Origin of the sequence: Paenibacillus sp. DCT19 (assembly GCF_003268635.1) — a bacterium.
Classification (GTDB): domain Bacteria; phylum Bacillota; class Bacilli; order Paenibacillales; family Paenibacillaceae; genus Paenibacillus.
In genome coordinates this window covers 5,035,404-5,052,124 of record NZ_CP029639.1, presented here as the reverse complement: position 1 = coordinate 5,052,124, position 16,721 = coordinate 5,035,404, and the positions used below count along the sequence as shown (strand labels likewise).

Annotated in this window: 10 protein-coding genes, 2 pseudogenes and 1 riboswitch; of the genes and pseudogenes, 9 read left to right on the top strand and 3 right to left on the bottom strand. The window is 45.9% G+C overall.

Annotation, left to right across the window (positions count from 1 at the left end):
• Positions 1 to 70: 70 nt before the first annotated feature.
• The 7 genes and pseudogenes from DMB88_RS23090 to ptsP all read left to right on the top strand — a co-directional run bounded on the left by DMB88_RS23090 (position 71) and on the right by ptsP (position 7,962).
• Positions 71 to 1,234, top strand: coding sequence for an iron-containing alcohol dehydrogenase (locus DMB88_RS23090; protein ID WP_128103237.1), 1,164 nt, complete (start codon positions 71 to 73; stop codon positions 1,232 to 1,234).
• Between the two features lie 288 nt (positions 1,235 to 1,522).
• Positions 1,523 to 2,059, top strand: coding sequence for an NfeD family membrane protein (locus DMB88_RS23085; protein WP_128103236.1), 537 nt, complete (start codon positions 1,523 to 1,525; stop codon positions 2,057 to 2,059).
• Between the two features lie 55 nt (positions 2,060 to 2,114).
• The gene (locus tag DMB88_RS23080; protein ID WP_128103235.1) at positions 2,115 to 3,662 is read left to right on the top strand and encodes a flotillin lipid rafts scaffold protein FloT; all 1,548 of its coding nucleotides are present in this window, start codon (positions 2,115 to 2,117) and stop codon (positions 3,660 to 3,662) included.
• A 167-nt stretch (positions 3,663 to 3,829) separates the two neighbouring features.
• Positions 3,830 to 4,684: a glucose PTS transporter transcription antiterminator GlcT gene (locus DMB88_RS23075; RefSeq protein WP_128103234.1), complete on the top strand. Its 855-nt coding sequence runs from the start codon at positions 3,830 to 3,832 to the stop codon at positions 4,682 to 4,684.
• Positions 4,685 to 4,953: 269 nt separating this feature from the next.
• Positions 4,954 to 5,902 (top strand): annotated as a pseudogene (locus DMB88_RS23070) (glucose PTS transporter subunit IIA); the annotation flags it as partial.
• A gap of 79 nt (positions 5,903 to 5,981) precedes the next feature.
• Positions 5,982 to 6,257, top strand: a complete 276-nt coding sequence (locus DMB88_RS23065; protein ID WP_036617010.1) for an HPr family phosphocarrier protein — start codon at positions 5,982 to 5,984, stop codon at positions 6,255 to 6,257.
• A complete protein-coding gene (ptsP, locus tag DMB88_RS23060; RefSeq protein WP_128103233.1) occupies positions 6,250 to 7,962 on the top strand; it encodes a phosphoenolpyruvate--protein phosphotransferase in 1,713 nt (570 codons plus the stop codon). Before DMB88_RS23065 ends, ptsP begins: the two co-directional genes overlap by 8 nt.
• Positions 7,963 to 9,491: 1,529 nt before the next feature.
• Here the strand turns inward: ptsP and gcvPB are convergent.
• The 3 genes and pseudogenes from gcvPB to gcvT form a co-directional block, all read right to left on the bottom strand.
• Positions 9,492 to 10,927 (bottom strand): annotated as a pseudogene (gene gcvPB / locus DMB88_RS23055) (aminomethyl-transferring glycine dehydrogenase subunit GcvPB).
• Positions 10,928 to 11,052: 125 nt separating this feature from the next.
• Complete coding sequence (gcvPA, locus tag DMB88_RS23050; protein ID WP_128103232.1) at positions 11,053 to 12,408, bottom strand: aminomethyl-transferring glycine dehydrogenase subunit GcvPA; 1,356 nt, start codon at positions 12,406 to 12,408, stop codon at positions 11,053 to 11,055.
• Entirely contained in the window at positions 12,405 to 13,541 is a 1,137-nt protein-coding gene (gene gcvT, locus DMB88_RS23045) for a glycine cleavage system aminomethyltransferase GcvT (protein WP_128103231.1), read from the bottom strand. Before gcvT ends, gcvPA begins: the two co-directional genes overlap by 4 nt.
• A 346-nt stretch (positions 13,542 to 13,887) precedes the next feature.
• Positions 13,888 to 14,011: riboswitch (glycine riboswitch) on the bottom strand.
• A 341-nt stretch (positions 14,012 to 14,352) separates the two neighbouring features.
• Here gcvT and gcvH point away from each other — a divergent pair.
• On the top strand, positions 14,353 to 14,745 hold the full coding sequence (gene gcvH, locus DMB88_RS23040; RefSeq protein WP_128103230.1) for a glycine cleavage system protein GcvH: 393 nt from the start codon (positions 14,353 to 14,355) through the stop codon (positions 14,743 to 14,745).
• A 511-nt stretch (positions 14,746 to 15,256) separates the two neighbouring features.
• The gene (locus DMB88_RS23035) at positions 15,257 to 16,711 is read left to right on the top strand and encodes a PTS mannitol transporter subunit IIBC (protein WP_128103229.1); all 1,455 of its coding nucleotides are present in this window, start codon (positions 15,257 to 15,259) and stop codon (positions 16,709 to 16,711) included.
• The last annotated feature ends 10 nt before the right edge of the window (positions 16,712 to 16,721 follow it).

Genomic DNA, 16,721 nt, shown 5'->3' with positions numbered 1-16,721 from the left:
TTTCTAGATATGGGGTACTATAATGGAGTTGCGTTACAAATATAAATCTCCAATGGAGGCGATATAGATCATGAGATCTTTTCAATTTTATAATCCAACCCGCTTGATTTTCGGTAAAGGACAACTAGAAGCATTGAAGACGGAAGTTCCGAAATACGGCAAACGGGTTTTGCTTGTATATGGTGGCGGTAGCATCAAACGTAGTGGCTTGTATGATCAAGTCATCGGCTTGCTGGGCGAAATTGGCGCGGAAGTAACTGAACTGGCAGGCGTAGAGCCTAACCCACGTCTTTCGACAGTTCACAAAGGGGTAGACCTCTGCAAAACGAATAACATTGACCTCATACTGGCTGTCGGTGGTGGTAGTGTGCTCGACTGTGCCAAAGCGATTGCTGTTGGTGCGAAGTATGACGGCGATATGTGGGACTTTGCACAGCGCAAAGCTGTAGCACAAGATGCTCTCCCGCTCGGTACAGTGCTGACAATGGCAGCTACAGGTTCCGAGATGAACTCCGGTTCCGTTATTACGAATCAAGATACACAGGAAAAATTAGGTTGGGGCAGTGCTTATTCATTCCCAGCGTTCTCCATCCTTGATCCAGTCAATACATACACGGTTCCTCGTGATCAAACGGTCTATGGTATGGTTGATATGATGTCACACGTGCTGGAGCACTATTTCCATCTGGATGCCAATACACCGGTGCAACTCGGATTCTGTGAGACCATTCTTCGTACGGTAATGGATGCAGCACCTCGCCTTGTTGACGATCTGGAGAATTACGAGCTGCGTGAAACGATCCTGTACTGCGGAACGATGGCTTTGAACGGCGTTCTTAACATGGGTCTTGCAGGTGACTGGGCAACACATAACATTGAGCACGCGGTATCCGCTGTGTATGATATCCCACATGGCGGCGGACTCGCAATCCTGTTCCCGCACTGGATGAAGCATAATCTAGATGTGGACGTGGATCGCTTCAAGCGTCTGGCTATTAACGTGTTCGACGTGAACCCTGAGGGCAAATCGGATAGACAAGTAGCTGAAGAAGGTATTGATGCGCTCAGCCAATTCTGGACATCCATTGGAGCGCCTAACCGTTTGGCAGACTACGATATCGATGACAGTCAGATCGATGTAATGGCTGATAAAGCGATGTTGTTTGGACCATTTGGTAACTTCAAAAAGCTGCAACGTGAAGATGTTGTATCTATCTACAAAGCTTCTCTGTAATTGTAATTGAACAGGGAATACATGCATAATGAACTACAATTAACCGCAGGTCTCCTTCGTGGAAACCTGCGGTTTTTATTATGTTTTTACATGAGTGTGATGGGACGCTGAAGCTTGACTGAGCATTGTGAAGTATGGTGTGGAGAGCATGATGATAATACCCATTATCGGCTTCTGAATACATTTGAGGAAAGATTTTGAAACATTTTGCCGATTGGTACGTATTTATTTACATGTGGAATGCCCAGTTAGAATTGAGATTGCGGCAGAGGAAAGGAGGAACGGGGAATGGAGTCAATCTATTGGGGCTGTCTTATCGGTGGAGCCATATTTGCAGTTGTGAGTCTTGTGCTAGGTGACTTAATTGACGGTTTGCTGGATGGAGCCTTTGAGTTACCTGGTATTGATTTTTTCAAACCCGTTGTGTTGGCTGGATCCATTACAGCTTTTGGTGGGGCAGGCATTATGCTGACACGTTATAGCTCGGTAAGTGCGATGACGGGTCTAATATTATCCCTGCTAATAGGTATTGCTGCAGCTATGCTGGTATTTTTCGCATATATCAAACCGATGCGTAATAGCGATGTCTCCATTGGATTTTCGATGAAGGACCTATCGGGCAAAATTGGAGAGATTACGATTCCGGTGCCGGAAAAGGGTTTTGGTGAAGTGATGATCCGTTTCGCCTCTGGCAGTACAATTCAAACGGCATCCAGTTTTGAACATCGCCCCATTGCGGCGGGAGCGCGTGTTGTTATTGTGGATGTAGTAGATGGTGTGTTGCGAGTGTCCGAATGGGAAGATGACGTACTTAATGATGTGTAAGTAAGAACAGAAGTAAGATGAATCATTCATCAATGATTAAAGGGAGAGATGTGGAATGGATTTGAATTGGGATGTATTGTTGATTCCGGTTGTCGTAGTTGGTGTAATTTTGATTCTAGGTTTGGCGTTCTGGGCAAGATACAAGACGGTTGGACCAGACGAAGCGATGATCGTTACGGGTTCATTCCTGGGAAATAAGAATATTTCTGAGGATGAGTCAGGTCGAAAAATTAAAATCGTTCGTGGTGGCGGTGCATTCATTCTGCCTGTGTTCCAGCAATCTGAGTTTATCTCACTGTTATCCCACAAGCTGGATGTTTCAACACCTGAGGTTTACACCGAGCAGGGTGTACCGGTTATTGCAGACGGTGTCGCGATCATCAAGGTTGGAGGCGCTGTAGAGGACGTTGCTACCGCAGCCGAACAATTTATCGGTAAACCGGTAGAATCGCTTAGAGGCGAAGCACAGGAAGTATTAGAGGGGCATTTGCGGGCTATCCTCGGTACAATGACTGTAGAAGAAGTATATCGGAACCGTGATCGGTTTGCACAAGAGGTTCAAGGTGTAGCCGCAAGAGATTTGAAGAAAATGGGTCTACAGATTGTTTCATTTACGATCAAAGATGTCCGAGATAAACAAGGTTATTTGGATGCACTCGGTAAACCAAGAATTGCTGCCGTTAAGCGTGATGCTGAGATCGCAGAAGCCGAAGCAATGCGGGATGCTCGTATACAGAAGGCAAATGCGGAGGAACAAGGGCAAAAGGCAGAATTGCTACGTGATACCAATATCGCTGAAGCTGCGAAGGAAAAGGAACTGAAAGTTGCGGCATTTAAGCGGGATCAGGATACAGCCAAAGCGGAAGCCGATCAGGCATATCATATCCATGAAGCGCGTGCTAGACAAACGGTAGTAGAAGAGCAGATGAAGGTTGAATTGGTTCGTAAAGAACGCGAGATTGACTTGCAGGAAAAAGAGATTACCGTTCGTGAGAAGCAATATGATGCTGAAGTGAAGAAAAAAGCAGAAGCAGATCGTTACGCGGTAGAGCAGGCGGCGGAAGCAGACAAAGCGAAAAGAATGCGTGAAGCGGATGCCGTGCAATACTCGATTGAGACACAAGCGAAGGCAACTGCAGAACAGAAACGTCTCGAAGGTCAGGCTGTGGCAGATGCAGAGCGTGCTAAAGGCACAGCAGATGCTGAAGTTATTCGTCTGCGTGGTCTTGCCGAAGCGGAAGCAAAAGAGAAGCTGGCCGAGGCTTTCCAAAAGTTTGGCGAAGCAGCCGTGCTCGATATCATTGTCAAAATGCTGCCTGAACTGGCTGGTAAAATTGCAGAGCCAATCTCGTCCATTGATAAATTGACGGTGGTAGATACGGGTAAAGGCGAAGGAGCAACACGTGTTAGTAACTATGTAACAGAACTGATGGCAACAGCTCCAGAGATGTTGAAAAGTGTGTCCGGAATCGATGTAGAGCAGTTGATTAAAGGCCTTACCAAAACCAAAACAGCTGCACCAGTTGCTGTGCAACAGAGCGATTCTGCAACGCCCCCGTCCATCGTTGATAAAATTGTGGAAAAAACGAGAACTGATGAGTAAGTATCACAGGTATTTTCAGAGGTGAGCTCTATTGACCTTGAGGCGAATTTTTGTTACTTTTTAAGCAAGATGTCCGGCGCGGTTTGCCCGCTCCGGATGTCTTTTCGTTTGTAACAGGGTGTGACTTCATTATGCCCAAGATGGTGTGAAAAAAAGAGGTGCAAACAATGAGCAGCCTGCATGTAGATAAAGCGCTAAACAATAATGTAATCATTGCACAGCATCCTGAACATGGGGAAGTCGTCGTCATTGGTAAAGGCATCGGCTTTAACCGCAAAACAAGTGACAACATCCCACTCATGGCTGTGGAGAAAATGTTCATTTTGAAGAATCAGCAGGAGCAAGAGCAGTACAAGCAGCTTCTTCCACAAGTGGATGAAGCGTTGATCGAGATTATTAACGAAGTCATTACGTATATTGCTGAACGTACGGATGTTCCATTAAATGAGCATATCCATATTGCATTAACTGATCATATTTCTTTTGCTTTGAAGCGTAAGGAACAGGGAATCGTCATTCAAAATCCATTTTTGTATGAAACACGCGAGATCTATCCGGAAGAATATCGTATGGGTGAATACGCAGTTCGTCTGATCAAAGAGAAGCTGGGCGTTGATTTGGGGATGGATGAGATCGGGTTTATTGCCCTTCATATCTATAGCGCTATGACGAACCAGAACATATCCCAAGTGCGAGAGCATTCTCAATTAATTACGGATCTCGTGAGCCTTGTCTCGAAGCAATTGGACTACTCGTTTGAAACGGAATCGCTGGATTATTCCCGTTTATTAACGCATCTGCGGTTTGCTCTAGAGCGTATTCGTCGTGGAGACAAAGTCGAAGAGCTTCATAAATTGGATTCTCTTTTGAAGTTGGAATACCCTGAAATGTACTCGCTTGCATGGAAGCTGACGAAAGTGATGGAGAAAAGGCTGAATCTGCCTGTGTATCCAGCAGAAGTGGGTTATCTTACCATTCATCTTCAGCGGTTGTATCAGAGGAAAGAAGAAGAGAAGAAGTGATATATTCCCACATGTGGAATAGTTTTTGGGAATTTACCTGTAAAGGCTTGCACTGCAATTAAAGTGATGCTACAATAATTTCCGTAATCAAGCAATTGAATAACATAAGCGACGTGTTACTGACTCGATCAGGCATGAGTTATTAAAGTGTGATTGTTCTTACCTTAACCCGGGTATGCTATACCCGAAAAGGTTAGTTCGATTCCTTTATTAATTCATGCTTTTTTTGTGTCCCCTTGCTCGCACCAATACTGGAGTACAAAAAGTACGTAGCAGGCATATGGAGTTCGGCAACGCTGACCTCATTCTGACAGGATTCACAGAACCACTAGAATTCTCGTTCTTGTTTGGCCTCCGGGTGATCATTCGCAATTCAATCTCAAGATGCCAGGATGTGAAGAAGTAACCATGGAAACTACAGCGGGCGGAGGTGCGGGTTTGATAGACGACCTACCGCATAATATTCTTGCTGCATTTGGTGGACAACAAAACATCAAACATCTGGATGCATGTATTACTCGCTTGCGGATTGAAGTGAATGAGAAATCGAATGTAAATAAAGATCGTTTGAAGCAATTGGGTGCATTTGGCGTGCTAGAAGTGGGTAATAATGTACATGCCATCTTCGGTACACGTTCAGATACGATTAAATCTCAAATGCAAGACATTATCGCAGGACGTACACTTGTTCCAAATTCGGCTGCTGATGTGAAGCCAACGCCAGATGAAGAGAAGGCGCAAGGAGAGCAAGGTGAACGTATTGTTGCAGAAGATATCGTCATGCCAGCTAATGGCGAGCTGCTGGATATTACGAATGTACCTGATCCGGTATTTGCCGAGAAAATGACAGGTGACGGATTCGCAATTCTGCCACATGATGGAACGATAACATCGCCTGTGTATGGTAAAGTGTTTAATGTATTTCCAAGCAAACATGCCGTAGCCATTATGTCTAACGGTGGTAAGGAAGTGCTTGTTCATATAGGTGTTAACACGGTGAAGCTGAAAGGTCTTGGCCTCAACGTGCTTGTTCAGGAAGGAGACTTGGTATCGGCAGGACAGCCGATTATGGAAGTCGATCTGGAGTATGTGAAAGCGAACGCTCCATCGATTATCTCACCAGTCATTTTCACCAACCTGCCAATAGGCTCTACAGTCACTCTCAAGAAGAGTGGCGTGCTGAAGATTGGCGATCAGCCAATCATTGAGATAAAATAAGAAGTGTTACGATGATGGCAAGCAAGTGTAAATATATGCAATGCCTAAAAAAACAAATTGCGAAAGTGAGATGATTGTAATGCAACAAACATTCAGAATTACAGACGAAGATGGTATCCACGCACGTCCGGCGACAGCCTTGGTAAATACAGCAAACAAATTCAAAGGTGCAGAATCCTTTGCAGAAGCTAACGGTAAAAAAGTAACATTGAAATCCATCCTGGGCGTTCTTTCCCTTGGTTTGGAGCAAGGTGACACAATCAGCATCATCGTTGAAGGTGAAGGCGAAGCAGAAGCGCTTCAAGCTTTGACTGACGTTATGGTTAACGAAGGGCTGGGCGAAATTAATGCTTAATGTTTCCGGGATCGCGGCTTCGGCGGGTATTGCTATCGCCAAGGCGTTTATCTTGGAGCATCCTGATTACTCTGTAGAAAAACGCCAAATTAACGACGTTGACGCAGAGATCGCGAAACTCGACTCAGCTCTGGGTAAATCCCAGGCTGAGCTTGAGGCGATCAAAGAGCGTACTTTACAAGAGCTTGGCGAGAAAAAAGCTGAGATTTTTGCTTCGCATTTGCTCATTCTGAATGACCCGGAATTGATAGATCCGGTTAAAGCTAGTATTGCCGATAACATGATTAATGCAGAATATGCATTGAATGAAACGGCATCTCAATTTATCTCCATGTTCGAGAACATGAAGAGTGCATATCTTCAAGAACGTGCAGCAGATATGCGCGACGTTACCAAACGTGTGCTAAATCACTTGCTTGGTATCGACTTCATGAGTCCGGCTGAGATCAATGAAGAAGTGATCGTGCTTGCGGAGGATCTGACTCCTTCCGACACGGCTCAACTGAATCGCCAATTCGTTAAAGGTTTTGCAACAAACATTGGTGGACGTACTTCTCACTCCGCAATCATGGCGCGCTCGCTTGAAATCCCAGCTGTCGTTGGAACAAAAGACATTCTGGCTCAAGCGAAACAAGGCGATCTGATTATTGTGGACGGGCTGGATGGTCATGTCTTGGTTAATCCTACAGACGAGGTTGTTGCTGAATACCGCGCCAAACAGGAGCAGTATGACGCACAACGTGCGGAGTGGAGAAAACTGCGTGACGAGCCAACCGTAACTGTGGATAACGTTCATGTGGAACTCGCAGCAAACATTGGTACTCCAAATGATGTTGCTGGCGTTCTAGAGAACGGTGGAGAAGCTGTAGGTCTTTATCGTACTGAGTTCTTGTACATGGGCAGAGACAAACTTCCTTCTGAGGACATCCAGTATAATGCTTACAAAGCTGTATTGGAAAAAATGGAAGGCAAACCTGTCGTTGTTCGTACACTCGATATCGGTGGAGATAAAGAGCTTCCATACCTGGATCTGCCAAAAGAAATGAACCCATTCCTCGGCTTCCGCGCAGTTCGTCTGTGTCTGGATCGCCTGGATATCTTCCGTACACAATTGCGTGCATTGTTGCGTGCAAGCGTGCATGGTAACTTGCGTGTCATGTTCCCAATGATCGCAACACTGGGTGAATTCCGTGAAGCAAAAGCTGTCCTGCTCGAAGAGAAGGACAAGCTCGTTGCTGAAGGTATCGCTGTTTCAGACAGCATCCAACTCGGAATCATGGTCGAAATTCCTTCGACTGCAGTTCTCGCGGATCAGTTTGCTAAAGAAGTGGATTTCTTCAGTATCGGAACGAACGATCTGATTCAATACACGATGGCTGCTGACCGTATGAACGAACGTGTATCTTACCTGTATCAACCATACAACCCTGCGATTTTGCGCTTGGTTAAAATGGTCATTGATGCAGCTCACCGCGAAGGAAAATGGGTTGGCATGTGTGGAGAAATGGCGGGAGACGAAACCGCTATTCCATTGCTGCTCGGTCTTGGACTCGATGAGTTCAGCATGAGCGCAACATCCATTCTGCCAGCACGTAGCCAAATCACGAAATTGTCCCGTGCGGACATGCAGGAATTGGCTGCAAAAGCATTGGATATGCAAACGGCTGAACAAGTCGTTGAATTGGTTCAAAGCATTCAAGCGTAATTTTGCCGGGGTTTCCTCCGGAGCTTAAAGGTCTTCTTTTTCCGATTAAAGCTGCTACTAGCAGCATGTTGCCGGTATCTACTTAACCAGTGGATACCGGCTTTTTTTGATTTAAGCAGGGAATTGTTGCGTTGGAGGTTAGTCTGGATTTAAACCTCAGTCTGAAAACTGAAGGGGACTGTATTCTTGAAATTGCGAGGTGGGACTCTTTAGTGCATGAATACGGAATGCGTCCTTCATAAGCTAAACTTTACCTTTTGTAAGGGAGAGAGCTAAGTGCGGTGTAGATGTAGATGTAGATGTAGATGTAGGTGCCAAGCTAACTGGTCTAGAGTGACAGGTGCTGAAAATTAAGTGTAAATGTTGAGAGCTAATGGCAAGACCAAGTGCAAGTGCAGGAGCCGGAGTAGGTGCTAAGAGTTAAAAGTGCTGATAGCTAGGCTAAGTTCCGAGAACCGAGAACCAAGAACCAAGAACCAAGAACCAACTGCAAGTTCAAGTGCTAAGAGCAAAAGTGCGAATAGTTAAGAGTTAAAGCTAAGTGCTAAGTGTTGAGTGCAAGTTCCAAGTTCTAGGTTCCAAGCATGAACTACTAGGAGGTGAGTAATAGGCTCTCAGCTCTAAAGAATCTGAGACGCCTTATTCTGGGGTTTGAAGCGCCCGCAGAAATCTAAAGAATCTGTGACACGCTATATAAGAGAATATAAGCTGTTTTTCATTATAATGGCGGGAATTTCGGGGAATAACGTGTCTGGTGTTCCTAAGAATTGAAAAAGTAAGCCTGGAGACCAAATAAAGTGTCATGGATTCCTTAGAACATCTTCTGGGTCAGCGCTATCTGTCACAGGCATCAGTCGATATAAGTTTCGGCAACTACGACGAACGCCACCATGTGATTCGTAAGCGAATCTAGACTCCAGCACTATAGACTCCGCCAAAGTTTTTTACAGTTTACTTGAGTTCAAGAAATGTTTTAACAGAAATGTGGCGCTAAACAATAGTAACCGTAAGAAGGGAAAAACAATTGAGCAGCACCAATAGTAACCGTAAGAAGGGGAAAGCAATAGAGTGGCTCAATAGTAACCGTGAGAAGGGGAAGAACAATTGAGCACCAACAATGGCGCACGTAAAAGAAAAGCAACACAAAAGCTCTTGCGGATGTTCGATCTCGCAAGAGCTTTTGTGAGAACAATGATTTACTCAGGGTACATTCTATAACCCGAAAGAAGTAGGTTTTGCCAAATTATCGTTCCGTAAGCAGCAGAGTGTGCCACATTTTCGTTCCAAGCCAGGAACTTTTCCACAGACCTACCAGCTACGTCAAGAGATCGTGACGCAGACGCAGTATGGCGGAAAGGCAGTGAGAAGTCACTGAAAAGACAGTGAAAAGACAGTGAGAAGTTACCGAGAAGCTACTGGGAAGCCATTGAGAAGCCACTGAAAACTCACTGAGAAAGCTCACCCAAAGCTCACGGGAAGATACCCACAAGTGTGATTACACACAAATTCAAGTAAGATTCAAGAACGTCCTAACTGCAAGCACAGTTCAATACAGGTTTACGAGCAGCGGTTGTTTCGTCCAGACGAGTTACCGGTGTGCCGTAAGGGGCGTTAAGAACTAATTCAGGTGTTTCTTCTGCTTCCTTCGCAATGCGGATCATCGTATCAATGAATCCATCAAGCGTTTCTTTGCTTTCGGTCTCGGTAGGCTCAATCATGATGCATTCCTCCACATTGAGTGGGAAATACACAGTTGGTGGATGATAGCCAAAATCAAGCAACCGTTTGGCAACGTCCAATGTCCGAACACCATATTGCTTCAACCCGCGACCAGACATCACAAATTCATGTTTACATACACCTGGATATGGAATCTCGTAATAAGGTGCGAGACGTGCCATCATGTAATTTGCATTAAGCACAGCACATTCGGATACACGTCGCAGTCCCTCAGGACCATATGTGCGCATGTAAGCATAAGCACGTACCAAGATACCGAAGTTGCCATAGTACGCTTTGACACGTCCAATGGATTGATCGCCTTCATAATCCAGAGCATAAAGGCCTTGATCGTTTTTGATTACCATCGGTTTAGGCAGGTACGGCACGAGACGGCTTTTCACACCGACAGGGCCAGCACCAGGGCCACCACCACCATGTGGGGTACTCATCGTTTTGTGCAAGTTCAGATGTACGACATCGAAGCCCATGTCTCCCGGACGGGTAATGCCCATAATGGCATTGGAATTAGCACCATCATAATACAACAATCCGCCTGCCTCATGCACAATGGAAGCAATCTCCTGGATATCCTTCTCGAACAGACCAAGCGTATTAGGATTGGTAAGCATTAATGCAGCCGTGTCATTACCCACTGCCCGCGGAGTGCATCCAGGTCAACAAGACCATCAGCACGGGAAGGAATGGTTACAGTTTCGAACCCGGCAACTGTTGCACTAGCTGGATTTGTACCATGGGATGAATCAGGCACGATGACTTTGGTACGTACTTCACCACGACTTTCATGGTAGGCTCGAATCATCATGAGCCCCGTCCATTCGCCATGTGCGCCGGCAGCTGGTTGTAGAGTCACGGCATCCATGCCGGTCAGACCAGCAAGGTCATTTTGCAGCGTGTACAGCAGCTCAAGAGCACCTTGAATGCTAGACTCATGCTGATATGGGTGGATTTTGGCGAATCCACTGTAGCGTGCAACATCTTCATTGATTTTGGGATTGTATTTCATCGTGCAGGAGCCGAGCGGGTAAAACCCGTTATCTACACCGAAGTTACGACGGGAGAGAGCTGTATAGTGACGAATCACATCCACTTCGAATACTTCTGGTAACGCAGCCGCTTCTGCCCGCAGCATTTCCCGGGGAATCAAAGCTCCGGGATCTTGGCGAGGCACATCACATTCCGGTAGGGAATAAGCCACACGTCCAGGGCTGCTCAGTTCAAATATGAGTGTTTGCTCAGGAGCAGGAGATGCTGTCGATGCTGAACTCGTTGATTCTGTGTCGGTGCTTAGCGGCGATGTACTAGAATGCGCTAACTCGGTTTGTCCTGTTGCTGTCTTCGTTTCTTGAGTCACAACGATCCCTCCAATGCTCGTGCGAATTCGTCAATTTCTTCCTTGGTGCGTCGCTCCGTTACTGCGAGTAACATATGTCCAGCGAGTTCGGGATAATCCCGACCGAGTTCGTATCCACCGATAAAACCTTTATCCAGCAACTCTAGTTGCAGGGCATCGACGTTTGTTCCTTCAGGCAACTGAATGACAAACTCGTTAAATGTTGGTGCGTTGAAGGTTGCTTTTACACCAGGTATAGCTTTGAATACTTCAAGTGCATAATGACTCTTCTGCAAATTGAGATCCGCTACATCGATCATGCCCTGTCTTCCCATTGTAGACATGTATACGGATGCGCTCAGTGCAAGCAATGCTTGGTTGGAACAAATGTTAGACGTCGCCTTTTCCCGGCGGATATGCTGTTCGCGTGCCTGTAGTGTTAGTACGAAGCCACGTTTGCCGTTACGATCAGTCGTCTGACCTACAATTCGGCCAGGAATACGGCGCATATGAGCCTGTGATACAGCAAAATATCCACATGTTGGTCCGCCGAGAGATGCGGCGATCCCCAAAGGTTGAGCGTCACCGACAACAATGTCAGCGCCAAGCTTCCCAGGAGCCTCTAACAATCCTAGTGAAAGTGGATTCGCACTTACTACAAGCAGGCTTTTGTGTGCATGAGCTAGGTCAGCTGCTTGCTGGATAGGTTCAACGGCACCGAAGAAGTTTGGGCTTTGAATCATGACTGCAGCCGTTTCTTCCGAGATGGCGGCTTGTAAGGCATCCCAGTCAGTTACGCCATTTTGATACCCGATCTCGACGATATCCAGACTTAGACCATGAGCATAGGCTTTCAGTACCTGACGTGCTTCCGGATGAACGGTACGAGATACGATCAATTGTTTACGGCGAGTAGCTGCTGCTGCCAAATTCCCTGCTTCTGCAAAAGCGGTCGCACCGTCATACATACTTGCATTGGCAACGGCCATGCCTGTCAATTCGCAGATGTATGATTGAAACTCAAATATTGCTTGAAGCTCGCCCTGACTAATTTCAGGTTGGTACGGTGTATATGCAGTATAGAATTCCGAACGGGAGATCACATGATTGATGACAGAAGGTATATGATGGTCGTAGATGCCTGCACCAAGAAAACTTGCGTGTGTCTCGAAGTTGGCATTGGCACCAGCTTGTTTGGACATATGACGCGTAAGTGCATATTCATCTAGCCGAGAGGATACGGGTAACTCACCCTGATAACGAATCTCCTGCGGGATATCTCGGAAGAGGTCTTCGATCGTTTTCACACCAACTGTTGCCAGCATAGCGCTCTGATCCTGCTCGGTCATAGGAATGTAACGGTGCTTGGTCATGCTTGATCAGCTCCTTGAGTAGGTGTCTTAGGCGTGCGTGTCCGTTTATGAAAAGGGGTCTTTACGACCTCGGCTTTTAGCTTTTTGCCGCGAATCTCAATCTCCAGTGGCGTACCTAGTGCAGCATATTTACTGTCAATGAGGGCTAACCCAAGATTCCTTTTTAGCGTAGGTGATTGTGTGCCTGTCGTTACTTCACCAATCTGTACACCATCTGCGTAGAGAGGGTAATGGGGACGTGGAATCCCGCGCTCCAGCACTTCGATGCCGACTAATTTGCGAGCAGGCCCGTCATTTTTTTGCTGTGATAAAACGTCGTGTCCGATAAAAGGCCCGGAATTCAGTTTCACAAACATGCCAACCCCAGCCTCCAGCGGGGAGATCGTGGGTGACAGTTCCTGCCCGTACAATGGCAATTTTGCCTCAAAGCGTAGGGTGTCCCGTGCACCAAGTCCAGCCGGAACCAATCCGTGTTCTTCCCCTGCCTGCATCAATCCATTCCACACCGTAGCAGCGTGATCTGCTCGAACATACAGCTCAAAGCCATCTTCGCCGGTATATCCAGTGCGGGATAACAGCAATTTTACACCGCATACTTCCGTATCCTGTACAAAACGAAACGGCTCAATGGTAGCTACATCAATGTCCGTAACTTTTTGGAGAATATCAACAGACAATGGACCTTGCAGTGCTAGAAGAGCAGTCTGCTTGGAGTCATTTGTCATGGTTACCCCAGGGGCGAGATGTTCCACTAGCCATGCCCAATCCTTATCGATGTTGGAGGCATTAACAACTAACATATAGTGCTGTTCCTCCAGTTTATACACCAGTAGATCATCGACCACACCGCCATCGGGATAACACATCAACGTATATTGTGCCTGACCCGGAACAAGTGCGGTTACGTCATTGGTGGTCATGTGCTGCAAAAAAGCCTCCGCTTGTTCACCTTGTACGGTGAATTCGCCCATATGGGATACATCAAACAGCCCTGCACGTTCACGAACTGCTTCGTGTTCCTTCTGAATTCCGCTAAACTGTACCGGAAGCTCCCAGCCACCAAAGTCAATGCAACGTACGCCTTCGTACTGTTGATATAAGGGAAAGAGTGGAGTTCTAAGTAAATCGGACATCAAATCACCTCTTCATTAGCCGTCAAGCGGCTGAATGTGCTGCATATGGATTAATGTTGAATAGGCATGATCGTTATTAGAGTGGTATAAGTATTTTGAGTAATGAATATAAATCGTACGTAAAATCGTACTTCTGAGATCCGGTTATGCTGCACGGTTTGGTTGCTGTGTTTATCTTTTTTGGGAAAAAGGAAAAGGACAGGCCAAAGAACCGGCATGCCAGAAGCACGCTGTATTCTTAGGCTCTGTCCTTGGTACCTGAGAGTTACCCCGCCGCCAATGCAGCAGGTTTCCCCTTGGGTGATCTTAACGCCCGTACCGGGCGGGTAGATGCTCTCCAGAGTTGCGTCCCGTAAAAGTCCTTTTGCCTGAGAGATTCACCGCCCGCTTGTCGGGTGGTTTACTCCTTCGGCGTTACCGCATGAACATCCAGATCCAGATGCTTGGGTAATCTCTCCCTTTACATTCATCCGCGATATTGCACACAACGAAAACAGTTTTACTCCTTTCATTAATACGCGAATTGCCTGCTGATGTCAAGAACAATGTCATCTGATTTCAAAGAAAGACGAATAATTTAAGCTTATATGCAATTTAATGTTCGTTTAAATAAAAAGAGTGCGCTTACTATTCCAATAATAACTAGTATATGTAAGTTCGTATTTAGATGATCTCGCTTTTGATCAGAAAATATGAACAAATTGTAAGGTATCTTGACATTTGATTCGAAAATATCATACGCTATGTTCTGGGAAAAGGGATTTGGCCAAAGAACGCATGCACTCATTAATGAAAAGCGAGGCGGATATCGATGAGCGAATTGAAAAGTGATTTCCTGTACAGTGAAGAGCACGAATGGGTGCAGACCGTAGGGGAGGATACTGTACGTATTGGTATTACCGAGTTCGCACAGCACCAGCTGGGTGACATTGTGTTTGTTGAATTGCCTGATCTTGAATCCAGTGTACAAGCGGAAGAAAGTATTGGTACGATTGAATCCGTCAAAACGGTTTCGGATTTATTTTCACCTGTGAGTGGCTCCATTATTGCGATCAATGATGCGTTGCAAGACTCACCAGAGCTTGTGAATAGCTCTCCTTATGAAGAAGGATGGATGATTGAGATCCGGGTGGATGGCGATTTGAGTGTAGCCTTATCCAAGCTGATGAACGCGGATGCTTATCGCAAACACACGGAAGAATAATATGTTCTGAAATGGACTTATTAACATATGTTTGAATCGATTTCATAATATCTTATTTGGTGCTGCAAACGCAGCCAGATATAGATCAAAAATCAACCTTTAGTGGTTATAAATGGACTCATTTAATAACATATAGAGTGTTGCTTTATATCATATTAACCTGTGTGAGCGAGATGCTTGCACAGTTTTTTTTGTGCTCTCTGAGGATTGTAGTGAATGACAACTCACACTGATTTTGGTTGTTAATTGTCTGATTGAATCCAGTTCTGGATCAGAAATTGGTTCTGGAAGTGACATAAGTCATAGGCGAAAAAATCCTTGTGTATCAACGTATCCAGCCATTATGCATAGACAAACTATGATTACATAACCTAATGTTGTCATCATTGTTCATGACGAAAGTACGCTTTCATTTTATTGAACAGGAGAGCATTCTCGCTTAGGATTGCAGCAGGGGCAAAATGATACCCCTTTCATTTTCATAATGACTTGATCCAAGGAGGATATAACAATGAGTAATTTGGACCAAACGTCCAATTCTAAAGGTGGGCTACGGGTAGGTGTACAGCGTTTTGGCCGATTCCTGAGTGGTATGGTCATGCCGAATATGGGCGCCTTTATCGCCTGGGGATTAATTACGGCTCTGTTCATTCCAACAGGCTGGTACCCAAATGCGACGATAGAACAGCTTGTGGGACCGATGATAAACTATTTGCTCCCACTATTAATTGGTTACACTGGCGGTACAATGGTGCATGGACAGCGGGGTGGTGTCGTAGGTGCCATAATGACCATCGGGGTCATCGTGGGTAGCGACATTCCGATGTTCCTCGGAGCCATGATTGCCGGACCGCTGGCAGCATGGATCATCAAGAAGTTTGATAAATCCATCGAAGGTAAAATTAAAGCTGGATTTGAAATGCTGGTTAACAACTTCTCCGCAGGTATTATAGGTGGAATCTTGGGAATTGCTGCTCTCGTGGGCATCGGGCCTGCTGTAGAAGCTGTTAGTAAAGTATTATCTGCCGGAGTACAGGGGTTAATGAATCTGGGCTTGTTGCCACTGGTTAACCTGATCATTGAACCGGGTAAAGTATTGTTCCTGAACAATGCGATCAACCACGGAATTCTCACACCGATTGCAACAGATCAGGCAAGAGAATTAGGGCAATCTGTATTATACATGCTTGAATCCAACCCGGGTCCGGGACTTGGTATTCTGCTTGCTTACTGCTTCTTCGGACGCGGTATGGCTAAATCTTCTGCACCAGGTGCGGTTGTTATTCATTTCTTCGGGGGAATACATGAAATTTACTTCCCTTACATTCTGATGAGACCGATTCTAATTCTTGCCGCAATTGGCGGCGGTGTTGCGGGTACATTAACATTTATGCTTACTGGAGCAGGATTGGTGTCAGCACCATCACCAGGTAGTATTATCGCTTATTTCCTTCTAACACCAAAAGGCGGATATCTCCCAATGCTTGCAGGGGTGCTTGTAGCGGCGGTAGTATCCTTCCTGATTGCAGCAGTATTGCTGAAAACCGGTAAACAAAAGGACGAAGATCTAGAGGCTGCATCCAGCCGAATGAAGGATATGAAGAGTCAAGGAACTACGCCAAATGCTGCAATTACGGCTAATGGCGGTGAAGAAAACAAAGTTGCGGATCGTACTGCTTCTACAGTGAAGACAGATGTGAGAAAAATCGTCTTCTCTTGTGACGCAGGCATGGGATCAAGTGCAATGGGCGCTTCCATTCTGCGTAAGAAAATGAAGGCGGAAGGGATTGACGTTGCGGTGACCAATACCGCAATCAGTGAGATCCCGCAGGATGCAGATGTGGTTATTACACAGAAAACATTAACCGATCGTGCCCGTTCCGTTGCACCAAACGCAGAACATATATCCATTGACAACTTCCTAAAAAGCCCGGAATACGATGCGCTCGTTGAACGACTGAAATAAATCGGACGCA